The organism is Burkholderia theae (assembly GCF_048565265.1).
In the GTDB taxonomy this organism is placed as follows: Bacteria; Pseudomonadota; Gammaproteobacteria; order Burkholderiales; family Burkholderiaceae; genus Burkholderia; species Burkholderia theae.
Map to the genome: position 1 here is coordinate 317,469 of NZ_CP183461.1, position 25,732 is coordinate 343,200.

The 25,732-nt window shown below is 63.7% G+C and carries 18 protein-coding genes, 2 tRNA genes and 2 rRNA genes; 8 read left to right on the plus strand and 14 right to left on the minus strand.

The features are described 5' to 3' along the window. From argC to ACN22W_RS01515, 4 genes are all read right to left on the minus strand, one after another. Positions 1–951, minus strand: a complete 951-nt coding sequence (gene argC, locus ACN22W_RS01500; protein ID WP_419685885.1) for an N-acetyl-gamma-glutamyl-phosphate reductase — start codon at positions 949–951, stop codon at positions 1–3. A gap of 164 nt (positions 952–1,115) precedes the next feature. Continuing rightward, on the minus strand, positions 1,116–1,688 hold the full coding sequence (locus ACN22W_RS01505; protein ID WP_048248166.1) for a flavodoxin family protein: 573 nt from the start codon (positions 1,686–1,688) through the stop codon (positions 1,116–1,118). A 209-nt stretch (positions 1,689–1,897) separates the two neighbouring features. Continuing rightward, positions 1,898–2,494: a YbhB/YbcL family Raf kinase inhibitor-like protein gene (locus ACN22W_RS01510; protein WP_419685887.1), complete on the minus strand. Its 597-nt coding sequence runs from the start codon at positions 2,492–2,494 to the stop codon at positions 1,898–1,900. Between the two features lie 240 nt (positions 2,495–2,734). Continuing rightward, on the minus strand, positions 2,735–3,421 hold the full coding sequence (locus ACN22W_RS01515; protein ID WP_048248168.1) for an orotate phosphoribosyltransferase: 687 nt from the start codon (positions 3,419–3,421) through the stop codon (positions 2,735–2,737). Positions 3,422–3,881: 460 nt separating this feature from the next. On the opposite strand from ACN22W_RS01515, the gene ACN22W_RS01520 reads away from it, so the two are divergent. Next, the gene (locus ACN22W_RS01520) at positions 3,882–6,152 is read left to right on the plus strand and encodes an NADP-dependent malic enzyme (RefSeq protein WP_129513499.1); all 2,271 of its coding nucleotides are present in this window, start codon (positions 3,882–3,884) and stop codon (positions 6,150–6,152) included. 138 nt (positions 6,153–6,290) lie between these two features. Here ACN22W_RS01520 and ACN22W_RS01525 read toward each other — a convergent pair whose 3' ends face one another. Beyond that, positions 6,291–9,881: an indolepyruvate ferredoxin oxidoreductase family protein gene (locus ACN22W_RS01525; RefSeq protein WP_419685889.1), complete on the minus strand. Its 3,591-nt coding sequence runs from the start codon at positions 9,879–9,881 to the stop codon at positions 6,291–6,293. A 318-nt stretch (positions 9,882–10,199) separates the two neighbouring features. On the opposite strand from ACN22W_RS01525, the gene ACN22W_RS01530 reads away from it, so the two are divergent. After that, a complete protein-coding gene (locus ACN22W_RS01530; protein WP_048248171.1) occupies positions 10,200–10,394 on the plus strand; it encodes a hypothetical protein in 195 nt (64 codons plus the stop codon). Positions 10,395–10,527: 133 nt separating this feature from the next. Here ACN22W_RS01530 and hppD read toward each other — a convergent pair whose 3' ends face one another. Further along, positions 10,528–11,625, minus strand: a complete 1,098-nt coding sequence (hppD, locus tag ACN22W_RS01535; protein WP_048248172.1) for a 4-hydroxyphenylpyruvate dioxygenase — start codon at positions 11,623–11,625, stop codon at positions 10,528–10,530. Between the two features lie 217 nt (positions 11,626–11,842). On the opposite strand from hppD, the gene ACN22W_RS01540 reads away from it, so the two are divergent. Next, positions 11,843–12,367, plus strand: a complete 525-nt coding sequence (locus ACN22W_RS01540; RefSeq protein ID WP_011350656.1) for an Lrp/AsnC family transcriptional regulator — start codon at positions 11,843–11,845, stop codon at positions 12,365–12,367. Between the two features lie 60 nt (positions 12,368–12,427). Here the strand turns inward: ACN22W_RS01540 and ACN22W_RS01545 are convergent, their stop codons facing one another. From ACN22W_RS01545 to paaA, 8 genes are all read right to left on the minus strand, one after another. Next, positions 12,428–13,075 carry a GNAT family N-acetyltransferase gene (locus ACN22W_RS01545; protein WP_129513502.1) on the minus strand — a complete coding sequence of 216 codons (648 nt, stop codon included), beginning with the start codon at positions 13,073–13,075 and terminating at the stop codon, positions 12,428–12,430. A gap of 243 nt (positions 13,076–13,318) precedes the next feature. Continuing rightward, the gene (locus tag ACN22W_RS01550; protein ID WP_419685890.1) at positions 13,319–13,924 is read right to left on the minus strand and encodes a TetR/AcrR family transcriptional regulator; all 606 of its coding nucleotides are present in this window, start codon (positions 13,922–13,924) and stop codon (positions 13,319–13,321) included. Between the two features lie 16 nt (positions 13,925–13,940). After that, positions 13,941–14,756: a DUF1835 domain-containing protein gene (locus tag ACN22W_RS01555; protein WP_419685891.1), complete on the minus strand. Its 816-nt coding sequence runs from the start codon at positions 14,754–14,756 to the stop codon at positions 13,941–13,943. A 128-nt stretch (positions 14,757–14,884) separates the two neighbouring features. Further along, a complete protein-coding gene (gene paaE, locus ACN22W_RS01560) occupies positions 14,885–15,973 on the minus strand; it encodes a 1,2-phenylacetyl-CoA epoxidase subunit PaaE (protein ID WP_419685892.1) in 1,089 nt (362 codons plus the stop codon). Positions 15,974–15,975: 2 nt separating this feature from the next. Next, positions 15,976–16,539, minus strand: coding sequence for a 1,2-phenylacetyl-CoA epoxidase subunit PaaD (paaD, locus tag ACN22W_RS01565; protein WP_129513507.1), 564 nt, complete (start codon positions 16,537–16,539; stop codon positions 15,976–15,978). Positions 16,540–16,562: 23 nt separating this feature from the next. Beyond that, complete coding sequence (paaC, locus tag ACN22W_RS01570; protein WP_048248177.1) at positions 16,563–17,366, minus strand: 1,2-phenylacetyl-CoA epoxidase subunit PaaC; 804 nt, start codon at positions 17,364–17,366, stop codon at positions 16,563–16,565. A 10-nt stretch (positions 17,367–17,376) separates the two neighbouring features. Then, the gene (paaB, locus tag ACN22W_RS01575; RefSeq protein WP_034188015.1) at positions 17,377–17,661 is read right to left on the minus strand and encodes a 1,2-phenylacetyl-CoA epoxidase subunit PaaB; all 285 of its coding nucleotides are present in this window, start codon (positions 17,659–17,661) and stop codon (positions 17,377–17,379) included. 44 nt (positions 17,662–17,705) lie between these two features. After that, positions 17,706–18,704, minus strand: a complete 999-nt coding sequence (gene paaA / locus ACN22W_RS01580; protein ID WP_419685894.1) for a 1,2-phenylacetyl-CoA epoxidase subunit PaaA — start codon at positions 18,702–18,704, stop codon at positions 17,706–17,708. Between the two features lie 199 nt (positions 18,705–18,903). Between paaA and ACN22W_RS01585 the strand changes: the two genes are divergently transcribed. The 5 genes from ACN22W_RS01585 (at position 18,904) to ACN22W_RS01605 (ending at position 25,704) form a co-directional block, all read left to right on the plus strand. Beyond that, entirely contained in the window at positions 18,904–20,169 is a 1,266-nt protein-coding gene (locus ACN22W_RS01585) for an SGNH/GDSL hydrolase family protein (RefSeq protein WP_419685895.1), read from the plus strand. A 566-nt stretch (positions 20,170–20,735) separates the two neighbouring features. Next, positions 20,736–22,268, plus strand: a 16S ribosomal RNA gene (locus ACN22W_RS01590). A 63-nt stretch (positions 22,269–22,331) separates the two neighbouring features. Further along, positions 22,332–22,408: transfer RNA gene (locus tag ACN22W_RS01595), tRNA-Ile, on the plus strand. 41 nt (positions 22,409–22,449) lie between these two features. Next, positions 22,450–22,525 (plus strand) — tRNA-Ala (locus ACN22W_RS01600). 297 nt (positions 22,526–22,822) lie between these two features. Further along, a 23S ribosomal RNA gene (locus ACN22W_RS01605) occupies positions 22,823–25,704 on the plus strand. Together the 16S and 23S rRNA genes with 2 tRNA genes alongside form the textbook arrangement of a ribosomal RNA operon. The last annotated feature ends 28 nt before the right edge of the window (positions 25,705–25,732 follow it).

Sequence of the window (25,732 nt, forward strand, 5' to 3'; positions counted from 1 at the left end):
TCAGCGCTTGAGGCCCGCGTCCTCGGCTGCGCCGATGTTGAGGTTCATGCACTGGATCGCGGCGCCCGACGCGCCCTTGCCGAGGTTGTCGAGGCGCGCGACCGTGACGAAGCGCTCTTCGTTGCCGAACACGAACAGGTCGACGCGGTTCGTGTCGTTGTTCGCCTGCACGTCGAAGAAACCGCCGTCGAGGTTCGCGTCCGCGTTGAACGGCGCGACGCGCACGAACGCTTCGTCCGCGTAGTACTCGGCGAACACGCGCTGCACGTCCTGCGGCGTCGCGCGCTTCGCGAGCTGTTCGGCCGTGAAGTAGGTCGTCACCGCGAGGCCCTTCAGGAACGGGCCGACGATCGGCGTGAAGATCGGCGGGTTCGCGAGGCCCGTGTGCGCGGCCATTTCCGGCAGGTGCTTGTGCGTGAGGCCGAGCGCATACGGGCGCGGGCTCGCGAGCTTGCCGCCCGGCGCGGCGCTTTCGTATTCGGCGATCATCGACTTGCCGCCGCCGCTGTAGCCGGTGATCGAGTAGCTGTGCGCGGCGAACGTCGGCGCGACGATGCCCGCATCGACGAGCGGACGCATCGCGAGCACGAAGGCCGATGCATGGCAGCCCGGCACCGCGATGCGCTTCGACGTGCGGATCTTCTCGCGCTGCGCGCGGGTCAGTTCGGGCAGGCCGTAGGCCCAGTCGGCGCTGGTGCGGAACGCGGTGCTCGCGTCGATCAGCGTCGTGTTCGGGTTCTCGACCAGCGAGGCCGATTCGCGCGATGCGACGTCCGGCAGGCACAGGAACGTGACGTCCGACGCGTTGATCAGGCGGCGGCGCTCGTCGACGTCCTTGCGCTTCGCTTCATCGATGCGCAGGATCTCGATGTCGCTGCGTGCCGACAGGTATTCGAAGATCTTGAGGCCGGTCGTGCCTTCCTGGCCGTCGACAAAAACTTTGGTGCTCATTTCGCTCTCACTGAATGAAACGGAGGGGCCGCGCCCTGAAACCGCCATTTTAAGACGTCATCCGGCGGGCCTGCACCGCGCGGGGCGAAAAAAAGACGGCCGGCGGGCCGTCTTGTGTCCCTTTGACGCCCGCCGGCGCGGGCGCGAGGGCGTCAGGGGCGTGCTCAGCGGCCGCCGGCAACCCAGCGGGCCGTCGCTTCGGCGATGCGCCGGCCGAACGCCTTCCCGGTCTCGAGGTCACCCGGCAGCGGACCCTCGTCGGGCGTCGAATCCGCCGGCGACTGCGCGAGCAGGCCCGTGGAGCCGCCGAGGTAGTTGATGTCGTTGCGCGTGGCCGCCTTCGAGTTGGCCGGCATCAGGCTCGTGCCGACCCACACCATCCCATGCTGCATCGACAGCGTGACGAAATATTGAATCGTCGAGAACTTGTCGCCGTTCATCGTCGCGGAGTTCGTGAAGCCCGCGGCGATCTTGTCTTTCCACTTCTGCGTGAACCACGCTTTCGACGTTGCGTCGGCAAACTGCTTGAACTGCGCGGACGGGCCGCCCATGTAGGTCGGCGCGCCGAAGACGATCGCATCGGCCGCGTCGAGTGCGGCCCAGCCTGCGTCGTCGAGGTCGCCGACGGCGATCAGGCGCACGGTCGCGCCGGCGTCCTGCGCGCCGGTGTGCACGGCCTCGGCCAGTTTCTGCGTGTGACCGTAGCCGCTGTGATAGACGATGACGATGTTCGACATGAAGCGTTCTCCGGAAAGGAACGGGGTCGGCGGCCGCGGCGGCCTGCCGGGTTATGCGTCGCCGGTGGGCGGCGCGACGGATGCGCGGCGAGGCGCCGCGACCGGTGACCACGAGTCTAGCAAGCTGAAATGACGGGAAAAACGCGCGCGTGCCATGCACGGAAATTCCCGATGGCCGGCAATCGCGACGTGGCGGGGCACGGCGCCCGTTACTGCCCGTAGCTGACCGTGAATTGCGCGGTGCCGATCGCGAGCGTGCCGATCTCGTGCTCGAACATCGGCGCGGGGCGGCCCTGCGCGACGCGCAGGTCGGTGCCCTTCAGCGCGTAGACGGTGATCACGTAGCGGTGCGGCTTGCCGGGCGGCGGGCACGGGCCGCCATAACCGTCGATCCCGAAGTCGTTGCGGGCCTCGCTCGCGCCGATGCGTCGCAGGAAGCCGGACGCGCTCGCGTCGGCGGGCAGGCTCGTGACCGTCGCGGGGATGCCCGCCACGGCCCAGTGCCACCAGCCGTGTCCGGGCGCGTCGGGGTCGAAGATCGTGACCGCGTAGCCGCGCGTGCCGGGCGGCGGGTTGTGCCAGGTGAGCTGCGGCGAGTGGTTGCCGCCCTTGCAGTCGCCGCGGTCGAACACGTTCGCGGCGCGGACGTGTCCGCCGGGTGCCAGGTCGTCGCTCGTCAAGGTGAACGGGCCTTCCGCATGCGCGGGCAGCGCCGCGAAGACGGCGGCGCACAGGAGGGCGGAGAGGATGAATGGAGACGGGCGACCCGATGGCGCAGGCGGGGTGATCCGGCGATCCACACGCATATGGCGCTTCTCCCGTCACGTGGGCCGGGCTGATGCTCCCGGCGTTGTTGGCGTTGTGCGTTGCCCGAGCAGCTGATGGCGGCGATGGATCAAGTCTAGCATTAGGGTTCGATGAGCGATGCACACCGCGACCCGTGGTCGCGACCGGTTCTCGCGCGGGACGATGGACGAAAAAAAGCCGCCTGCGACGAAGCAGGCGGCTTTTTCAGCCAGGGCGCCGGCATGCGAGCCGGCGCGGCGTCACTCCTGGGCGCCCGTCGCGCCGCCGTGCGCGGCCGACCACTCGGCCGGTGCGTGCAGGAACTTCTCGACTTCGTCGAGCGTCTTCGTCTCGAAGTAGCCCGAGGCCTTCGCGACGCGCAGCACGTCCCACCACGTCGCCAGCGCGTGCAGGTCGACGTCGATGTCCTTCAGGACCGACACGCTTTCCTTGAAGATGTTGTAGTGGAACAGCACGAAGCAGTGGTTCACCGTCGCGCCCGCGGTGCGCAGCGCGTTGATGAAGTTGATCTTGCTGCGGCTGTCGGTCGTCAGGTCTTCCACCAGCAGCACGCGCGAGCCTTCTTCCAGATGGCCTTCGATCTGCGCGTTGCGGCCGAAACCCTTCGGCTTCTTGCGCACGTACTGCATCGGCACCATCATCCGATCCGCGATCCATGCCGCGAACGGGATGCCGGCCGTTTCGCCGCCCGCCACCGCGTCGATCTGCTCGAAACCGATGTCGCGCAGGATCGTCGTTTCCGCCATTTCCATCAGGCCGCGGCGCACGCGCGGATACGAGATCAGCTTGCGGCAGTCGATATAGACGGGGCTTGCCCAGCCCGACGTGAAGACGAAGGGTTTTTCGGCGTTGAAGTGCACCGCCTGCACTTCGAGCAGCATTTTGGCGGTCGTATCCGAGATCGACTGACGATCGTAGCCTGTCATGGGCATTCCTTGGGTGTTGAGCGAGGAGCGGGCGCGGGCCCGGTGGCGCAGCAAGGGGAACCTGCCCGGAGGGCCGGGGCGCGATCGGAGAACCAATCGCATCGCTGCGCGCGTAGCCCGACATTTTACCCGATTCAGGCCGGTTTTCGGCGGAATTCGCGCGGGTTCGCCGCGCCGCTCACCACCGGCGAAACAAACGGGGGCGGACCGCTCGCAAGCCGATCTCGGGGATGCGGCGCTGCACCAACGCGTGTCATGCGCGGGGTGTACACTAGGCGACCCTTAGAAATCGTTCAGTACTTTGTACTTTCCTCTTGCCACCCGCCAAGGTTCGATGGCGTGCCGATCCGGCGCGTCGCGTGCCGTCTCGCAGTCGACCATCCCCTCGATTCAAGCAGACGCGGCCGAAGGTGCTGTGAACTGAACCGTCAAAATTTCGCATGTCTCTCGCAGGTCAATCATGGACGAACAACTGAAGCAGGCCGCTCTCGCTTATCACCTGAACCCGAAACCCGGCAAGATTTCGGTCACCCCGACCAAGCCGCTGTCGAACCAGCTCGATCTGTCGCTCGCGTATTCGCCGGGCGTCGCCGCCGCGTGCGAGGCGATCCACGCCGATCCGCTCGACGCGCAGAAGTACACGTCGCGCGGCAACCTCGTCGGCGTGATCACGAACGGCACGGCCGTGCTCGGTCTCGGCAACATCGGCCCGCTCGCCGCGAAGCCGGTGATGGAAGGCAAGGGCTGCCTCTTCAAGAAATTCGCGGGCATCGACGTGTTCGACATCGAACTGTCGGAGTCCGACCCCGACAAGCTCGTCGAGGCGATCGCGATGCTCGAGCCGACGCTCGGCGGCATCAACCTCGAGGACATCAAGGCGCCGGAATGCTTCTACATCGAGCAGAAGCTGCGCGAGCGCATGAAGATCCCCGTCTTCCACGATGACCAGCACGGCACCGCGATCATCGCGTCGGCCGCGATCCTGAACGGCCTGAAGGTCGTCGGCAAGCAGCTGTCCGAAGTGAAGCTCGTGTGCTCGGGCGCCGGCGCCGCGGCGATCGCGTGTCTGGACCTGCTGGTGAACCTCGGCCTGACGAAGTCGAACATCCTCGTCGCTGATTCGAAGGGCGTGATCTACGAAGGGCGCGGCAATCTCGATCCGTCGAAGCAGCGTTATGCGGCCACGACCGACGCGCGCACGCTCGCCGATGCGATCGTCGGCGCCGACGTGTTCCTCGGCTGCTCGAGCGCGGGCGTGCTGAAGCAGGACATGGTCAAGACGATGGGCGACCGGCCGTTGATCCTGGCGCTCGCGAACCCGGAACCGGAAATCCGCCCGGAAGACGCGAAGGCCGTGCGCCCGGACGCGATCGTCGCGACCGGCCGTTCGGACTACCCGAACCAGGTCAACAACGTACTGTGCTTCCCGTTCATCTTCCGCGGCGCGCTCGACGTCGGCGCGACGACGATCACGGAAGAAATGAAGCTCGCCTGCGTGCGCGCGATCGCCGAGCTGGCGCAGGAAACCGACCAGAGCGAGGAAGTCGCGAAGGCGTATGAAGGTCACTCGCTCGAATTCGGGCCGGATTACCTGATTCCGAAGCCGTTCGACCCGCGCCTGATCATCAAGATCGCGCCGGCCGTCGCGCAGGCCGCGATGGATTCGGGCGTCGCCACGCGTCCGATCCAGGACATGGACGCGTACCGCGAGCAGCTCGGCGCGACCGTCTACCGCACCGGCATGGTGATGCGCCCGGTGTTCGCGACCGCGAAGAAGAAGCAGGCCCGCATCGTGTTCGCCGAGGGCGAGGACGAGCGCGTGCTGCGCGCCGCGCAGTTCGTGCTGCAGGAAAAGATCGCGCAGCCGATCATCGTCGGCCGTCCGTCGGTCGTCGAAATGCGCCTGCAGAAGATCGGCTCGAAGCTGAAGGCCGGTGTCGATTTCGAAATCGTCAATCCGGAAGACGACACGCGCTACCACCGCTACTGGCAGGCCTACCACGACATCGCCGCGCGCGATGGCGTGACGCCGGAAGTCGCGAAGGCCGCGCTGCGCAAGTTCAACACGCTGATCGGCGCGATGCTCGTGCACCTGGGCGACGCGGACGGGATGATCTGCGGGATGATCGACACGTTCCACAGCCACCTGAAGTTCATCGAGCAGGTGCTGGGTCGCGCGAAGGGCGCCGAGCACTTCGCGGCGATGAACCTGCTGATGCTGCCGGGCCGCAACCTGTTCGTGTGCGACACGTACGTGAACGAGCTGCCGAGCGCCGAACAGCTCGCCGACATGACGATCCAGGCCGCGGCCGAGATCGAGCGCTTCGGCATCGCGCCGAAGGCCGCGCTGCTGTCGAACTCGAACTTCGGCAGCGCGCCGTCGGCGTCGTCGCGCCGGATGGCCGAGGCCCGCAAGCTGATCGTCGAACGTGCGCCGAACCTGGAAGTCGACGGCGAAATGCACGGTGACGCCGCGCTGTCGGAAATGATCCGCAAGCAGGCATTCCCGGGCACGACGCTGTCGGGCGAAGCGAACCTGCTGATCATGCCGAACGTCGAAGCCGCGAACATCGCGTACAACCTGCTGAAGATGGTCGGCGGCGAAGGCGTGACGGTCGGCCCGTTCCTGCTCGGCGCCGCGAAGCCGGCCCACATCCTGACGCCGGCCGCGACCGTGCGCCGGATCATCAACATGACGGCCGTTGCCGCCGCGAACGTGAACACGAAGTAAGTTCGCGCCCGCGTGTGCCGCGCGTCACGCGCGGCGCAATGAAAAACGCCACGAAGCTTGCGCTCCGTGGCGTTTTTTTATCGCGAAGCGCCGGCGGCGCGGGCGGGCGTCCGTACCGCGAACGCCCGTCGCGTGCCGTTACGCGACCTGCTGGTGCGACTGGCTGCCCGTCGGCGAACGCCACTTCGCGAGCAGCGTGTCCCACTTCTGGCGTACCGCGCGCAGGTTGTTCTCCTTCACGTGGCCGTAGCCGCGAATGCCGTCCGGCAGCGCCGCGAGTTCGAGCGCGAGCGGGCGGTTGGCCGCGTTCAGCTTGGCTGTCACTTCGTCGATCAGCGCTTCGTACTCGCCGATCAGCGCGCGCTCGGTGCGGCGTTCCTCGGTGCGGCCGAACGGGTCGAGCCCCGTGCCGCGCAGGAACTTCGCCTTCGCGAGCAGCCGGAACGCCGACATCATCCACGGGCCGTACGCCTTCTTCACGAGATGGCCATGGGCGTCCGTCTTCGCGAACAGCGGCGGCGCGAGGTGGAATTTCAGCTTCCAGTCGCCTTCGAACTGCGCGGACAGGCGTGCGAGGAACGCGGGATCGGACTGCAGCCGCGCGACTTCGTATTCGTCCTTGTACGCCATCAGCTTGAACAGGTTGCGCGCGACCGCCTCGGTCAGTTGCTCCTGCATCGTGTCGCCGTCCGCCAGCGCGCGCTCGGCTGCGCGCACCTTGTCGACGAACGCCGCATAGCGCGATGCGTACGCGGCGTTCTGGTACGCGGTGAGAAATTCCACGCGCTTAGCGATCAATGCGTCGACCGCCTTCTTCGTGTGCAGCGCGATCACCGTGGCGCCTTGCGCGGGGCGTGCATCGCCGGCCGCGGCCTGCTTCACGCTGGCAAGGTCGTACGCGGCGCGGCGGCCCCAGTCGAATGCGGCGCGGTTCTTGTCGACCGACACGGCGTTCAGTTCGATCGCGCGTTCGAGCGATGCGAGCGTGAGCGGCAGCCAGCCTTTCTGCCACGCGTAACCGAGCACGAACGGGTTCGTGTAGATCGCGTCGCCGAGCAGCGCCACCGCGAAGCGGTTCGCGTCGATGAAATCGACGGCTTCACCGGCCGCCGCGCGAATGTCGTTCTCCGCGGACAGGCCGGGGAATGCCCAGTTCGGGTTCTTGATGAACTCGGCGGTCGGCGTCTGCGCGCTGTTGACGACCACGCGCGTCGTGTCGTGCCGCATCCGCGATGTGCATTCGTCGCCGGCCGTGACGATCGCGTCGCAGCCGATCACGAGATCGGCTTCGCCCATCGCGATCCGCGTCGCGTGGATGTCGGTCGGCGCATGCGAGATCTGCACGTGGCTCATCACCGCGCCGCCTTTCTGCGCGAGGCCGGTGACGTCGAGCACGGTCACGCCCTTGTTCTCGAGGTGCGCGGCCATCCCGAGCAGCGCGCCGATCGTGACGACGCCCGTGCCGCCGACGCCCGTGACGAGCACGCCGTAGGCCCGGTCGATGTCCGGCAGCGTCGGTTCCGGGATCGGCGGCAGTGCGTTGCCGTCGACCGAAACCGCCTTCGGCTTCTTCAACTGGCCGCCCTCGACCGTGACGAAGCTCGGGCAGAAGCCCTTCACGCACGAGAAGTCCTTGTTGCAGCTCGACTGGTTGATCTGGCGCTTCGTGCCGAATTCGGTTTCCAGCGGCTCGACCGACAGGCAGTTCGACTGCACCGAGCAGTCGCCGCAGCCTTCGCACACCGCGTCGTTGATCACGACGCGCTTGGCCGGGTCCGGATACGTGCCGCGCTTGCGGCGACGGCGTTTCTCGGTCGCGCAGGTCTGGTCGTAGATCAGGATCGTCGTGCCTTCGATCTCGCGCAGCTCGCGCTGCACGTCGTCGAGCTGGTCGCGATGATGGATCGTCACGCCCGGCGCGAGCAGCGCCTTCTGGCTGTCGTACTTCTCCGGCTCGTCGGTGACGATCACGATCTTCTTCGCGCCTTCGGACGCGAGCTGGTGCGTGATCTGCGGCACCGTCAGCACGCCGTCGACCGGCTGGCCGCCCGTCATCGCGACGGCGTCGTTGTAGAGAATCTTGTAGGTGATGTTCGCCTTCGACGAGATCGCCGCCCGCACCGCCAGCAGGCCCGAGTGGAAATAGGTGCCGTCGCCGAGGTTCGCGAACACGTGCTTCTCGTCCGTGAACGGCGCCTGGCCGATCCACGGCACGCCTTCGCCGCCCATCTGGCTGAAGGTGCTCGTGCTGCGGTCCATCCACACGGTCATGTAGTGGCAGCCGATGCCTGCGATCGCGCGCGAGCCTTCCGGCACGTTGGTCGACGTGTTGTGCGGGCAGCCCGAGCAGAACCACGGCTTGCGCTCGGTCTGCACGTGCGGCTTCGCGAGCGCCATTTCCTTCGCGTTGATCACCGCGAGCCGCGCGGCGATGCGCGCACGCACGTCGGACGGCAGCTCGAACTTCTCGAGGCGCGTCGCGATCGCCTTCGCGATGATCGCGGGCGACAGTTCGTAGTGCGCGGGCAGCAGCCAGTTGCCCATCGGCACCGACCATTCGCCGCCGGCGCCGTCCTTCTCGTCGAACTTGCCGAACACGCGCGGCCGTTGCCCGTCGGGCCAGTTGTACAGCTCTTCCTTGATCGCGTATTCGAGGATCTGGCGCTTTTCCTCGACGACGAGGATTTCGTCGAGGCCGCGCGCGAACGCTTGCGCGCCCTGCGCTTCGAGCGGCCACACGCAGCCGACCTTGTAGAGCCGGATGCCGATCCGCGCGCAGGTTTCATCGTCGAGACCGAGGTCGGTCAGCGCCTGGCGCACGTCGAGGTACGCCTTGCCGCCGGTCATGATCCCGAAGCGCGCGCTCGGCGAATCGATCTCGATCCGGTCGAGCTTGTTCGCGCGCACATAGGCGAGCGCCGCGTACCACTTGTAGTCGAGCAGCCGCGCTTCCTGCACGAGCGGCGGGTCGGGCCAGCGGATGTTCAGGCCGCCGTCCGGGACGATGAAGTCGGTCGGCAGCACGATCTCGGTGCGATGCGGGTCGATGTCGACCGACGCCGACGATTCGACGACGTCCGTCACGCACTTGAGCGCGACCCACAGGCCCGAGTAGCGGCTCATCGCCCAGCCGTGCAGGCCGAAATCGAGATATTCCTGCACGTTGGACGGGAACAGCACGGGCAGCCCGCAGGCCTTGAAGATGTGCTCGGACTGATGTGCGAGCGTCGACGATTTCGCCGCGTGGTCGTCGCCGGCGAGCACCAGCACGCCGCCGTGCTGCGACGAGCCGGCCGAGTTCGCGTGCTTGAATACGTCGCCCGTGCGGTCGACGCCCGGGCCCTTGCCGTACCACATGCCGAACACGCCGTCGTGCTTCGCGCCGGGGTACAGGTTCACCTGCTGCGAGCCCCACACGGCGGTGGCGGCGAGATCTTCGTTGAGGCCGGGCTGGAAGACGATCTGGTGGGCCGCCAGGTGCTGCTTGGCCTTCCAGAGCGAGAGGTCGAGGCCGCCGAGGGGCGAACCGCGATAGCCGGAAATGAACCCGGCCGTATTGAGACCGGCGGCGCGGTCGCGTTCCTGCTGGAGCATCGGCAGGCGCACGAGGGCCTGAATGCCGCTCATGTACGCGCGACCGCGTTCCAGTGTGTATTTGTCATCAAGCGTGACGGACTTCAGCGCGGCTTCTAGCGACGCGCGTTGGTCTGCGTCTAGCGGGGCATTCATTAACAGTCTCCTCCACCCAGTTTGGGATCACCAAAACTCGACTGCTCCGGCGTCTTTTGAACGCGTCGGCAGTGGCCGGCATATTGGCCGGTTTTAAGCGATGGTAGCACTGGGGCAAACCCGCCGCCCACCGGCCGGATGGCGGCGGCGGGCCAGGAAAACAGGGCACGATGATGCGTTACATCATGTAAATGCATGTAAAGCTGGCCCCATCTGTGGGCAAATGCCGTTAATCTTGTCGGCCTGCCGGAGGTGCCCGGTCGCGTGGGTTTATTTCGACGCAATCGGGGAGGCGCCGGCAGTTTTACAGGAGGTGCAATGAACACACGTCATATCCAGAGTTTTCTGGTCGTGTCCGCCGCGTTTTTCGCGATGACCGGCCCGGTGCACGCGCAAGGCGCAAGCGCACTGGCGGCAGCCGGCGCGCAGATGCGTCAGATCGTGCCGGCCCAGAACACCGACGCGCAGCCGTCGGCCGAGCGCGCCGTCGAGTCGAAGGCGAACGCGCGTTGATCCGGTCGCGCGACCCGCGGGTCGCGCCGGAACGCAAAAAAGGGCGGGAATCCTCGGATTCCCGCCCTTTTTCTTTGTGCCGCCGGATCGCGCAGCCGGCCGGGTTGCCCCGGGCCGCCGCGCGCCGGATGCGTCAGGCCTTGTCCTGCACGACGCCGCGGCGGATCTGGTCGAGTTCGATCGATTCGAACAGCGCCTTGAAGTTGCCTTCGCCGAAACCCTGGTTGCCCTTGCGCTGGATGATCTCGAAGAAGATCGGCCCGATCTGGTTCTCGGTGAAGATCTGCAGCAGCAGGTCGTCGCGTGCGCCGTCGATCAGGATCTTGCGCTTCTTCAGCTCGTCCAGCGATTCGCCGTGGTCCGGCACGCGGCGGTCGACCAGTTCGTAATAGGTGTCGATCGTGTCGAGCAGCTTCACTTCCTTGCTGCGCAGGCCATCGACCGCGCCGTAGATATCGCTGGCGCCGAGCGCGATGTGCTGGATGCCTTCGCCGTGATACGCGTCGAGGTATTCCTGGATCTGGCCGGCGGTGTCCGAGCCTTCCTCGTTGATCGGGATGCGGATCTTGCCGCACGGCGACGTCATCGCCTTCGACTTCACGCCCGTCACCTTGCCTTCGATGTCGAAGTAGCGCACTTCGCGGAAGTTGAACAGGCGTTCGTAGAACTCGGCCCATTCCTGCATGCGGCCGCGGTGCACGTTGTGCGTCAGGTGGTCGATGTAGGTGAGGCCGTGACCGACCGGGTTCGGGTTCGCGCCGGCGATCGGCTCGAAGTCGACGTCGTAGATGCTGATGTCACCGATCGCGCCCGGCTGCGCGCCGTTCTTGCCGCGCCAGCGGTCGACGAAGTAGATCAGCGAATCGCCGATGCCCTTGATCGCCGGGATGTTCAGCTCCATCGGGCCCGTCTTGTTGTCGAAGCCCCATGCACCGAGTTCCAGCGCGTGCTTGTACGCCTTCGCGGCGTCCTGCACGCGGAACGCGATCGCGCAGATCGACGGGCCGTGCAGGCGCGCGAAGCGTTGCGCGAACGAATCCGGTTCGGCGTTGATGATGAAGTTGATGTCGCCCTGGCGGTACACCGTCACGTCCTTGTGGCGGTGGCGTGCGATCGCGGTGAAACCCATCCGTTCGAACAGTTGTCCGAGCGCTTTCGGGTCCGGTGCCGTGTATTCGATGAATTCGAAGCCGTCGGTGCCGACGGGGTTGTCCCAGTTGGGGATCTGCATGGCGTGTCTCCTGTGCTTGGCGATCGGCCGGGGCGATCGACGTGCGCGTGCCCGGCCCGGTTCGATGTCGAAGGCGGCGCACGCGTCGGCGTGCGCAACGAATCGGTACGTGCGACAGAGTGTAGCGGGCGGCCGCGAGCGGAAACTTGCGAAGTTAATCGCGCGCCCCTACGATGGCGCAATTTCCAGTCTCTAAACAATCATTGGAGGGCAGAAGATGGCGCAAGCCGAATTGGATGCCATCGACCGGCGGATTCTCGCGATTCTTCAGGAGAACGGGCGCCTGTCGAACCAGGAGATCGCCGAGCGCGTGAACCTGTCGCCGAGCCCGTGCCTGAGGCGGATCCGGCGGCTCGAGGAGATCGGCGTGATCACCGGTTATGTCGCGCTGCTGAATCCGCAGAAGCTCGGGCTCGACCTGCTGGCGTACGTGAGCGTGCGACTCGAGAAGCGCGGCGGCCTGGCGCCGGTCCGGGCCGACGAGACGTCGGCGCGCGCGGGCGCGACCCATGCGGAGCTGTTTCGCGCAGCCGTGCAGACCTGGCCGGAAGTGGTCGCGTGCCACGCGATGACGGGAGACATGGATTACCTGCTGCGCGTGCAGGTCGAGGACATGGCGCATTTCTCCCGCTTCGTGCAGGAGCATTTGCTGCATCACCCGTCGGTCATCGACGTGAAGACGAGCTTTTCGCTCGAATGCTTCAAGGAGACGACCGCGTTGCCGATTCGATCGGTGCGGTAGTGCGCCGGGCGGGGAAAGGAGGAGCCGGGCGCGCCGCAGGCGCGGCCCGGTCGGCCGACGTTACGCCGTCAGTGCGGCGGGCATCAGCGATTCGATGAACTTCGTCGTGCGGTGTGCCTGGCGCTTGAGCGCGTAGTCGAACACCGCAGCCTGTTCCTGCAGCATCTCGGCGATGATCGTCGAGTGGTCGGCCGGCGGCAACGACAGGTACGCATCGGCTTCGCCGTACGCGTACTCGATCCGCATCCCGGACTTCTTCGCGATGTGCATCATCGTCGCATTGCGCGACAGGCAGTGCATGTACAGCATCGTCACGTGCGTGTTGCGGCTGCGGATCGCCGCGCGCTCGAACAGCTTCGAGCCGACACCGCGGCCGCGCGCGCTTTCGAGCACCGACACGCCGAATTCGGCCGTGCGCTTGTCGCCCTCGGCCGGCAGGTAGGCCAGGTGGCCGACGCCGATCAGTTCGAGGTTGTGGTCGAACACGCCGAACACGGTGTCGCGACCGAAGTCCATCGTGCGGACATAGTTCTCGATCACGTGGTCGGGCACCATCTGGCCGAAGCGCAGCAGGCGGTCCTCTACGTCGAGCGAGAGAAAGTGGGTGAGCATTTGCTCACGGTCTTTGGAAGCCAGTTCCCTGACGAGAACCGGCGCACTACCGGCGGTGCCGACGACATCGGCATTGCCGTTCAATTGCGTGTTCATCGTGGGTTCCTCAAGTGTGACCGTACAGCGGGTTGTGCAACGCAACAGCATTTTACCCGACCGTCAGCCCCCGGATTGGGGAAAACCCGTATTTAACCTTATTTGTGCTGGAGGATGAATTCTAAATCCGCTTAGTTAATTTTCTATCTATTTGATTTTTAACGGATTAAAAATTCATCATATGAAATGCGTGGCGGGCTGTCGCAGTGTGCCCGTCGCGCAACGTTTGCTGCTGCGCGGCAATCAGGCCGTCGGCGTCAGCCCGTGCTCGATCAGGTCGATCACCTGTTCGGCGAAATCGCGGTAGCCGAGGCGGCCGCCCGGCTTCAGCCACGTGAACGTCCAGTTGATCATCCCGAACACCATCATCGTCACGGAAGTCTGGTTTTCCTTCGAGATGCGGTCCGGGTAGGCGCGCGCGAGCTGCCGCGCGAACGCCGCGACGATGTCGCGCTGGCGGTCGAGCACGATTTCCCGCTGCGCGTCCTCGAGATACTTCACGTCGTTGAGCAGCGCGACATGGCGGCTGTGCGACGTCTCGTATTCCGCGAGGAACGCGCGCACGAGCTCGGCGAACGCGTCGCGCTCGCTGAGGCCGCGCCGCTGGCTCGCGGCTTCGACCTCGGCGATGATCAGCATCAGCCGCTTCGTGTAGCGGTCGAGCAGGTCGAACAGGATCGCTTCCTTGCTCTCGTAATAGTGATAGAGGCGTGCCTTCGACGTGCCGCTCGCGGTCGCGAGATCGGACATCGACGTGCTCGGGTAGCTCGTCTGCGCGAACTTCTCGGCGGCCAGATCGAGGATCTGCTCGCGCTGGGATTCGTGGTCGGGCGCTCGGGTACGGGCCATGGTCGAATGCGGAAGATTAGCGGGGCGCGACGGTCGCGCGCACCTGCGTGGAGGAGAGGGCGTCAGGCGCGTCATCCTGCAGCTCGAGCCGGCCGGCGGCCGCGAGTTCGCGGCAGCGCCACCAGGCGATCGAGTCGCTGACGAACAGCCCGCCGCGGTCGGCGTCGGCCATGATGCTGCCGACGAGGCGCCGTGCGGGCAGCCAGTCGGATTCCGCGCGCGCGACGATCAGCGTGTCGAGGTCGGCATAGTGGCCGCTCTTGATCGTGTTGCTGACCCAGTAGCGCAGTTCGGCGTTCAGGTGCTTCGCTTCCTGCCATTCAAGCGCGAGGCGGCCGATGCGCAGCACCGAGATCGGCGCGGCCATCGGCCGTTTCCGCGCGAGTTCGGCCGGCGAGAACATCCCGGTCGCGCACGCCTGGTCGGTGCGCGACAGCGACGCGCGCTGCGCGGCGTCGAGGTCGGCGGCCGACAGCCGCACTTCGTTCAGCCGCTGCGGGACGTTGCGCAGGTGATAGGCGACGCGGCGCAGCAGCAGCTTGTCGCCGACGCTCGGCGCGTGCCATACGACCACCTGGCCCGTGTCCATCGCGAGTTGGTCGAGGCGTGCGAATTCGTCGTCGATTTCCGCGTTCCAGTCGGGAATCTGGTCGCCGAGCACGCGCTGCCAGAAGGCGGCGCGCGTGTCGGGCGTCTCGTCGGCGCCCTTGAGCGGCCCGACGCCGAGATCGTCGAGCAATCCGACGACGCGCTCGTCGCGTCCGGCTTGCGCGAGAGCCTCGCGCAGCGACGCGGCGGCGGTGCCGCCCTGAATCACATGAATGGTACTCATCGGCCTGTCGTCAACAAAAGAAAACCGCCGGCCGGGCGGACGTTGCGATGTCCAGCCGGCCGGCGGCCCCTAGTGTAAGCGAGATGTGTGACGGCGAGAAACCGTCCGGCGCCGCGACGCGACGTCGCTTAACGCTCGTCGTAGCTCACCACGACCTTGTCGCTGATCGGGTGGCACTGGCACGTGAGCACGAAACCGTCCTTCACTTCGTGGTCCTCGAGCGTGTAGTTCTTCTCCATCCGCACTTCGCCCTCGATCACCTTCGCGCGGCACGTGCAGCACACGCCGCCCTTGCACGCGTACGGCAGCGCGAGGCCCGCGCGCAGGCCGACGTCGAGCAGGCTCACGCCTTCGTACGGCAGGCGCAGCTTGCGCTTCTTGCCGTCGAGCACGATTTCCAGGTCGGCGGCCGGCGTCTGGTCGGTGATGTCGACGACCGGCGCACCGGCCTGCGGCAACGGCGTGCCGAAGCGCTCGACATGCACCTTCTCCCGCGGTACGCCGGCTCCCTGCAGCGCGGCTTCGGCCGCGTCCATCATCGGCGCGGGGCCGCAGATGAATGCCTCGTCGATCGCGTCGGCCGGCGTCAGCGTGCCGAGGAATTCCGCGCATTTCGCCTGGTCGAGCACGCCGTTGAACAGCTCGACGTCCTGCTGGTCGTCCGACAGCACGTGATAGAGGACGAAGCGGTTCATGTAGCGGTTCTTCAGGTCCTCGAGCTCCTCCGCGAACATGATCGCGTCGACGCTGCGGTTGCCGTAGATCAGCGTGAACGTGCTGCGTGGCTCGACTTCGAGCGTCGTCTTCACGATCGCGAGCACCGGCGTGATCCCCGAGCCGCCGGAAAACGCGACGTACTGCTTGCCGTGGTCGGCGTTCAGGTGCGTGAAGAAGCGGCCGTCCGGCGTCATCACGTCGATCGTGTGGCCCGGCTTCAGCGAATCGAACGCAAAGTTCGAGAAGCGGCCACCGCGTACGCGCTTGATGCCGATGCGCAGTTCGCCGTCACGGTCGTAGTCCGTCGTGCCGACGCAGATCGAATACGAGCGGCGCGTCTCCTCGCCGTCGATGTGGGTCTTCAGCGTGACGAACTGGCCCTGCGTGAAGCGGTACGCGTCGCGCAGTTCGGGCGGCACGTCGAAGGAGACGGTGACGGCGTCGGCGGTCTCGGGCCGCACGTCGCGGATACGCAGCGAGTGAAATTGCGGGGTCGCCATATTCAGTAGGGTTTGAAGTAGTCGAAGGGTTCGCGGCAGTCGACGCAGCGATACAGCGCCTTGCAGGCCGTGGACGCGAATTGCGCGAGACGCTCGGTGCGGGCGGAGCCGCAGCGCGGGCACGCGGGTGCCGCGACCGGCCGCGGCACGAAACGCACGACGTTTTCCCGCGGCGCGGCGCTGCCGCACTGGCCGACCGGCGGCGCGATGCCGTACGCGCGCAGCTTCTCGCGCGCTTCCTGCGTGATCCAGTCGGTCGTCCACGCGGGTGCGAGCACCGTCTCGATCCGGTGCGGCGGGAGATCGGCGCCCTGCAGCGCGGCGGCGATGTCCTCGGCGATCTGCGACATGGCTGGGCAGCCCGAGTAGGTCGGCGTGATCACGACCTCGAGCAGGCCGTCGTCCGCGCGGCGGACGTCGCGCAGGATGCCGAGCTCGCGGATCGACACGACCGGGATCTCGGGATCGGGCACGGCTTCGAGCAGGTCCCAAGCGCGGGCGAGCAGCGGATCGTCGCGGCGCGCGGCGGGCGTGGCGTGGGCGTGGGCGGCGGTCTGGACGGACATCGTCGGGCTCCGTGGCGTCGGGGTTACCAGGTCGCGCCGGGATGCTGGCGCGCGAGGCTCTGCATTTCCGCGAGCAGGTAGCCCATGTGCTCCGAGTGCTCGCCCTGCTTGCCGGTCGTCACATGCTTCACCGGCGCCGGCAGCGTGAGTGTCGCTTCCGCGAGCGCATCGTCCACGTCCGCGCGCCATGCGGCTTCGATCGAAGCCGGGGCCGGGCCGATGCCCGGTGCGGCGATCGCGTCGTCGACCGCATCGGCGGCGAAGAATTCGCGCGTGTACGGGGCCAGGTAGTCGAGCGCATCCTGCGCGCGGCGGTGCGACTCGTCGGTGCCGTCACCGAGCCGAACGAGCCACTCGCGCGCGTGCTGCACGTGATAGCGGGTTTCCTTCACCGATTTCGCGGCGATCGCGGCAAGCTGCGTGTCGGTCGACGTTTCCAGCGCGCTCCACACGTGGAGCATCAGCGCCGCGTACAGGAAGTTGCGCACGATCGTCACCGCGTAGTCCTTGTCGGCGTGCGCGGTGCCGGCGACCGGGCCGTAGTGCGGCAGCTCGGCGAGCGTGAAGTTCGCGAACTCGCGCTCGGTCCGGAAGTACGCGTAGTCGTCCTCGGTCTTCGTCGCGCCGGTGAGCTGGCGCTCGAGTTCGGCCGCGTGCGTATACAGCATGCGCGCCTGGCCGATGAGATCGAGGCTCATGTTGGTGAGCGCGATGTCTTCTTCGAGGATCGGGCCGTGGCCGCACCATTCGGCATTGCGCTGACCGAGGATCAGCGCGTTGTCCGCGAGGCGCAGCACGTAGGAGAGGTGTTCGGGCGTGATCGTCATGGCGCGGGCGTTACATGTGGTTGACTTCGTCGGGCAGCGTGTAGAACGTCGGGTGACGGTAGATCTTGTCGCCCGCCGGTTCGAACAGTTCGGCCTTCTCGTTCGGATCCGATGCGGTGATCGCCGACGACGGCACGACCCAGATGCTCACGCCTTCCTGGCGGCGCGTGTAGACGTCGCGCGCCATGCGCAGCGCCATCGTCGCGTCGGCGGCGTGCAGGCTGCCGCAATGCTTGTGGTCGAGGCCCTGCTTGCTGCGCACGAACACTTCCCAGATCGGCCATTCCTTGTTCATCACTTTCTCCTGATTCCCTGATTCCTGAATTCGATGGTTGCCGCTCAGGCGGCGTGCTGTTCGGCGCGGGCGCGGCGCTTCGCTTCGTGCGCGAGCGCGGCTTCGCGCACCCATGCGCCGTCCTCGTGCGCTTTCACGCGGGTCGCGAGGCGTTCCTTGTTGCACGGGCCGTCGCCGTTGACGACGCGCCAGAATTCGTCCCAGTCGATCGTGCCGTAGTCGTGGTGGCCGCGCGCATCGTTCCACTTCAGGTCGGGGTCGGGCAGCGTCACGCCGAGTACCTTCGCCTGGTCGACCGTCGCGTCGACGAATTTCTGCCGCAGGTCGTCGTTCGAGATACGCTTGATGCCCCATTTCGCGGACTGGCTGCTGTGGACCGAATCGGCGTCGCTCGGGCCGAACATCATCAGCACCGGCCACCACCAGCGGTCCACGGCCTGCTGGACCATCGCGCGCTGCGCGTCGCTGCCCTTCATCATCGACAGCAGTGCGTCGAAACCCTGGCGCTGGTGGAACGACTCTTCCTTGCACACGCGGATCATCGCGCGTGCGTACGGGCCGTACGTGCAGCGGCACAGCGGGATCTGGTTCATGATCGCGGCGCCGTCGACGAGCCAGCCGATCACGCCGACATCGGCCCAGGTCGGCGTCGGATAGTTGAAGATGCTCGAGTATTTCGCCTTGCCGGCATGCAGCGCGTCGATCAGCGAATCGCGCGACACGCCGAGCGTTTCGGCCGCGCTATATAGATAGAGGCCGTGACCGGCTTCGTCCTGGACCTTCGCGAGCAGGATCGCCTTGCGCTTCAGGCTCGGCGCGCGCGAGATCCAGTTGCCTTCAGGCAGCATGCCGACGACTTCCGAATGCGCGTGCTGCGAGATCTGGCGAACCAGCGTCTTGCGATAGGCGTCGGGCATCCAGTCCTGCGGTTCGATCTTGCCGTCCGCGGCCATCACCGCATCGAACCGCGCCTGCTCGGGCGACTCGGCTGCGGCGTCGAGCGGCGCGACGTTGCCGGGGATGTCGAGGGATTGCGTGTACATGGCGAGGCTCTCGTCCGGTTGAATGTCTGCGAAGTATAAACCAACCGACCGGTCGGTTAATAAATTTCTTGCGGATTTGCGGCGAGACGCGGGTAAACGAGAAACGTCGGGGCGCGATCAGGCGTCGCGACCGCGCTCCGGTGCGTGGTCACCGCATCTTCTGCGGCACAATGCCCGCTTTCCGATGAGGATTTTGCCGATGTCATTTCGAAGCAGTTTCGCCGCGGCCGTGCTGGGTGCGGCCGTTTTTGTGTCGCCGCTCGCAGTGTCGGCCGCGCCGTCCGGGTGGGTTGCTGCGTGGGCAACCGCGCTGCAGCCGATTCCCGACCTTGCCGCGCCGCCGCCGCTCTATCGCGCACCCGACGTGGCCGGGCGGACCGTGCGCCAGATCGTCTATCCGACGGTGTCGGGGCGGGCCGCGCGGATTCGCGTCAGCAATGCCTACGGTCGTGCGCCGCTGGTCGTCGAGGCCGCGAGCCTCGCGCGCGCCGGTGAGGGTGCCGCGCTCGCAGGCGGCGCGGCGGTGCCGGTCCGGTTCGGCGGAAAGGCGTCGGTGACGCTCGCGCCGGGCCAGGAACTCGAAAGCGATCCGGTAGCGATCGACGTGGCGGCCGGGCGGCCGGTTGCAATCAGCCTCCAGATGGGACCGAACCAGCGGATGACGGTCTGGCACCGCGTGTCGAACCAGTTCAACTATGTCTCTGCGCCGGGCGACCACGTGGGGGATCCGAACGCCGCCACGTTCCGCACCCGTTTTACTCAATATGCATGGGTGACCGAGCTGGCCGTCGAAGCGGGTTCCGCGCGAGCCAGCGTGGCGGCGATCGGCGATTCGATCACCGACGGGCTGCGCTCGAGCCTGAACCGGAACCGTCGCTGGCCGGACGCGCTGGCGCGTCGGCTGACGGCGTCGGGCGTGGAGTCGGTCGGCGTCGCGAATCTCGGTATCAGCGGGAACCGGCTGCTCAGCGATTCGGCGTGCTACGGCACGTCGCTGGCGTCGCGGTTCGAGCGCGATGCGCTGTCGCGCGCGGGCGTGAAGGCGGCGATCGTGCTGATCGGGATCAACGACATCAATTTCGCGGCGATGCCGCCGCGCGCGGGGCTCGATTGCGACCACCCACATACGCAGGTCACGACCGCGTCGCTGATCGACGGTTATCGCCGGCTGATCGAGGCGGCACACCGCCAGGGGGTGAAGGTCTTTGGCGCGACACTCACGCCGGCCGGTTTGCCGGCCGGGCGCGAGGAGATCCGGCTCGAGGTGAACCGGTGGATCCGGAGCGGCGGCGGGTTCGACGGTGTGGTCGACTTCGACGCGGTGCTGCGCGATCCGGCACGCCCGAGCGTGCTGCAGCGCCGATACGATAGCGGTGACGGCATTCACCCGAGCGATGCGGGCTACACGGCGATGGCCGAAGCGGTACCGGTCGAGCAGCTCCAGGCTGCCGTGGGCGGCAAGTGACACCCTTCTATATATAGAGTGAAGCGCTGCCGGCGGCCTGGAGGTCGGCAGCGACACCCGGTCCGTCGAGCCCCAAGCCACCGTGCGCGTCAGCGCACGGGGGCTTTTTTTCAAATTTTCTTCACAAAGGGGCTTGCGCGAACGGGGCGGGGTGCATAGAATCACGCCTCTTTCGCGCTAACGGAAACGCAACGCGGGAGAGGGAAGCGGTGCGGTTGGGGTGCGGTGGTAACGAGCCCTGGTAGCACTCGAAGTTGAACCCCGCAGTCGCAACGAAGCAGTAAAAAAGTTGTTGACGAACTGCGAAACACGGTTCATAATCTCGCTTCTCTGCTGCTGAAAACGCAGCGCTGCTGAGAAACACGAAGTTCCTCGCAGATTGCTCTTTAAAAATTAACAGCCGATAAGTGTGGGCGCTTGATGGAAGCGAGCTGATCCTCGGATCAGATAGCAAAAGTATCAAGAGTCTCACACTAAAGTAAGTCAGGTTTATGAAGCAATTCATATTCCTGTCAGCTTTGAGTGAGCGACCGGTTCTTAACCGAACCGAAAACAGTAACAGGTTTAAACTGAAGAGTTTGATCCTGGCTCAGATTGAACGCTGGCGGCATGCCTTACACATGCAAGTCGAACGGCAGCACGGGTGCTTGCACCTGGTGGCGAGTGGCGAACGGGTGAGTAATACATCGGAACATGTCCTGTAGTGGGGGATAGCCCGGCGAAAGCCGGATTAATACCGCATACGATCTACGGATGAAAGCGGGGGACCTTCGGGCCTCGCGCTATAGGGTTGGCCGATGGCTGATTAGCTAGTTGGTGGGGTAAAGGCCTACCAAGGCGACGATCAGTAGCTGGTCTGAGAGGACGACCAGCCACACTGGGACTGAGACACGGCCCAGACTCCTACGGGAGGCAGCAGTGGGGAATTTTGGACAATGGGCGAAAGCCTGATCCAGCAATGCCGCGTGTGTGAAGAAGGCCTTCGGGTTGTAAAGCACTTTTGTCCGGAAAGAAATCCTTGGCTCTAATACAGTCGGGGGATGACGGTACCGGAAGAATAAGCACCGGCTAACTACGTGCCAGCAGCCGCGGTAATACGTAGGGTGCGAGCGTTAATCGGAATTACTGGGCGTAAAGCGTGCGCAGGCGGTTTGCTAAGACCGATGTGAAATCCCCGGGCTCAACCTGGGAACTGCATTGGTGACTGGCAGGCTAGAGTATGGCAGAGGGGGGTAGAATTCCACGTGTAGCAGTGAAATGCGTAGAGATGTGGAGGAATACCGATGGCGAAGGCAGCCCCCTGGGCCAATACTGACGCTCATGCACGAAAGCGTGGGGAGCAAACAGGATTAGATACCCTGGTAGTCCACGCCCTAAACGATGTCAACTAGTTGTTGGGGATTCATTTCCTTAGTAACGTAGCTAACGCGTGAAGTTGACCGCCTGGGGAGTACGGTCGCAAGATTAAAACTCAAAGGAATTGACGGGGACCCGCACAAGCGGTGGATGATGTGGATTAATTCGATGCAACGCGAAAAACCTTACCTACCCTTGACATGGTCGGAATCCCGCTGAGAGGTGGGAGTGCTCGAAAGAGAACCGATACACAGGTGCTGCATGGCTGTCGTCAGCTCGTGTCGTGAGATGTTGGGTTAAGTCCCGCAACGAGCGCAACCCTTGTCCTTAGTTGCTACGCAAGAGCACTCTAAGGAGACTGCCGGTGACAAACCGGAGGAAGGTGGGGATGACGTCAAGTCCTCATGGCCCTTATGGGTAGGGCTTCACACGTCATACAATGGTCGGAACAGAGGGTTGCCAACCCGCGAGGGGGAGCTAATCCCAGAAAACCGATCGTAGTCCGGATTGCACTCTGCAACTCGAGTGCATGAAGCTGGAATCGCTAGTAATCGCGGATCAGCATGCCGCGGTGAATACGTTCCCGGGTCTTGTACACACCGCCCGTCACACCATGGGAGTGGGTTTTACCAGAAGTGGCTAGTCTAACCGCAAGGAGGACGGTCACCACGGTAGGATTCATGACTGGGGTGAAGTCGTAACAAGGTAGCCGTATCGGAAGGTGCGGCTGGATCACCTCCTTTCCAGAGCTATCTCGCAAAGTTGAGCGCTCACGCTTATCGGCTGTAAATTAAAGACAGACTCAGGGGTCTGTAGCTCAGTCGGTTAGAGCACCGTCTTGATAAGGCGGGGGTCGTTGGTTCGAATCCAACCAGACCCACCATTGTCTTGTCTGGCGGTAGTACCTGAGGAATCTGTACTCATGGGGGCATAGCTCAGCTGGGAGAGCACCTGCTTTGCAAGCAGGGGGTCGTCGGTTCGATCCCGTCTGCCTCCACCAATCTTCAACGGGAAGCGTTTGGATCACACGTAAGTGACGTGTGAGACGAGCATTTGCCATTGGCGATTGAGCCAGTCAGAGCGGTACGAAAGTATCGGCTGTCGTTCTTTAACAATCTGGAAGAAGTAAGTAATTTGGATAGCGGAAGCGTCTTGAGATGGACGTGAAAACTATCCGGGTTGTGATTGTATCGATGTATCTCAAGATGATTCGAACTCTATGTTTGACTCAATTGGAATACGGCACAACGCGAAAACTCAACCTGTAACGACTGTCGGAGAGACAGACTCGTTATAGGGTCAAGCGAACAAGTGCATGTGGTGGATGCCTTGGCGATCACAGGCGATGAAGGACGCGGTAGCCTGCGAAAAGCTACGGGGAGCTGGCAAACGAGCTTTGATCCGTAGATGTCCGAATGGGGAAACCCACTCCTTTTGGAGTATCCATGGCTGAATACATAGGCCATGCGAAGCGAACGCGGTGAACTGAAACATCTAAGTAACCGCAGGAAAAGAAATCAACCGAGATTCCCAAAGTAGTGGCGAGCGAAATGGGATGAGCCTTGTACTCTTTATTTGTATTGTTAGCCGAACGCTCTGGAAAGTGCGGCCATAGCAGGTGATAGCCCTGTAGGCGAAAACAGTATGAAAGAACTAGGTGTACGACAAGTAGGGCGGGACACGTGAAATCCTGTCTGAAGATGGGGGGACCATCCTCCAAGGCTAAATACTCGTGATCGACCGATAGTGAACCAGTACCGTGAGGGAAAGGCGAAAAGAACCCCGGGAGGGGAGTGAAATAGATCCTGAAACCGCATGCATACAAACAGTCGGAGCCTCGCAAGGGGTGACGGCGTACCTTTTGTATAATGGGTCAGCGACTTACGTTCAGTAGCAAGCTTAACCGTATAGGGCAGGCGTAGCGAAAGCGAGTCCGAATAGGGCGTTCAGTTGCTGGGCGTAGACCCGAAACCAAGTGATCTATCCATGGCCAGGATGAAGGTGCGGTAACACGTACTGGAGGTCCGAACCCACTAACGTTGAAAAGTTAGGGGATGAGCTGTGGATAGGGGTGAAAGGCTAAACAAACTTGGAAATAGCTGGTTCTCTCCGAAAACTATTTAGGTAGTGCCTCGTGTCTCACCTTCGGGGGTAGAGCACTGTCATGGTTGGGGGGTCTATTGCAGATTACCCCGCCATAGCAAACTCCGAATACCGAAGAGTGCAATCACGGGAGACAGACATCGGGTGCTAACGTCCGGTGTCAAGAGGGAAACAACCCAGACCGCCAGCTAAGGTCCCCAAATATAGCTAAGTGGGAAACGAAGTGGGAAGGCTAAAACAGTCAGGAGGTTGGCTTAGAAGCAGCCACCCTTTAAAGAAAGCGTAATAGCTCACTGATCGAGTCGTCCTGCGCGGAAGATGTAACGGGGCTAAGCTATATACCGAAGCTGCGGATGCGTGCTTTGCACGCATGGTAGGAGAGCGTTCCGTAAGCCTGCGAAGGTGCGTTGAAAAGCGTGCTGGAGGTATCGGAAGTGCGAATGCTGACATGAGTAGCGATAAAGGGGGTGAAAGGCCCCCTCGCCGTAAGCCCAAGGTTTCCTACGCAACGTTCATCGGCGTAGGGTGAGTCGGCCCCTAAGGCGAGGCAGAAATGCGTAGCTGATGGGAAGCAGGTCAATATTCCTGCACCATTGTTAGATGCGATGGGGGGACGGATCGCGGAAGGTTGTCCGGGTGTTGGAAGTCCCGGTCGCTGCATTGGAGAAGGCGCTTAGGCAAATCCGGGCGCAGGATTCAAGGGTGTGGCGCGAGCTCCTTAGGGAGCGAAGCAATTGGAAGTGGTTCCAAGAAAAGCCTCTAAGCTTCAGTCTAATGATGACCGTACCGCAAACCGACACAGGTGGGCGAGATGAGTATTCTAAGGCGCTTGAGAGAACTCGGGAGAAGGAACTCGGCAAATTGGTACCGTAACTTCGGGATAAGGTACGCCCTTGTAGCTTGATGCCCCTGCGGGCAAAGGGTGAAGGGGTTGCAATAAACTGGTGGCTGCGACTGTTTAATAAAAACACAGCACTCTGCAAACACGAAAGTGGACGTATAGGGTGTGACGCCTGCCCGGTGCCGGAAGATTAAATGATGGGGTGCAAGCTCTTGATTGAAGTCCCGGTAAACGGCGGCCGTAACTATAACGGTCCTAAGGTAGCGAAATTCCTTGTCGGGTAAGTTCCGACCTGCACGAATGGCGTAACGATGGCCACACTGTCTCCTCCCGAGACTCAGCGAAGTTGAAGTGTTTGTGATGATGCAATCTACCCGCGGCTAGACGGAAAGACCCCATGAACCTTTACTGTAGCTTTGCATTGGACTTTGAACCGATCTGTGTAGGATAGGTGGGAGGCTATGAAACCGGAACGCTAGTTTCGGTGGAGCCGTCCTTGAAATACCACCCTGGTTTGTTTGAGGTTCTAACCTTGGTCCGTGATCCGGATCGGGGACAGTGCATGGTAGGCAGTTTGACTGGGGCGGTCTCCTCCCAAAGCGTAACGGAGGAGTACGAAGGTACGCTAGGTACGGTCGGAAATCGTGCTGATAGTGCAATGGCATAAGCGTGCTTAACTGCGAGACCGACAAGTCGAGCAGGTGCGAAAGCAGGTCATAGTGATCCGGTGGTTCTGTATGGAAGGGCCATCGCTCAACGGATAAAAGGTACTCTGGGGATAACAGGCTGATACCGCCCAAGAGTTCATATCGACGGCGGTGTTTGGCACCTCGATGTCGGCTCATCTCATCCTGGGGCTGTAGCCGGTCCCAAGGGTATGGCTGTTCGCCATTTAAAGAGGTACGTGAGCTGGGTTTAAAACGTCGTGAGACAGTTTGGTCCCTATCTGCCGTGGGCGTTGGATATTTGAAGGGGGCTGCTCCTAGTACGAGAGGACCGGAGTGGACGAACCTCTGGTGTACCGGTTGTCACGCCAGTGGCATCGCCGGGTAGCTATGTTCGGAAGAGATAACCGCTGAAAGCATCTAAGCGGGAAACTCGCCTTAAGATGAGATATCCCTGGGGACTAGATCCCCTTGAAGGGTCGTTCGAGACCAGGACGTTGATAGGTCAGGTGTGTAAGCGCAGTAATGCGTTCAGCTAACTGATACTAATTGCCCGTAAGGCTTGATCCTATAACAAGTCTGTCTCGATGCCCGTTAG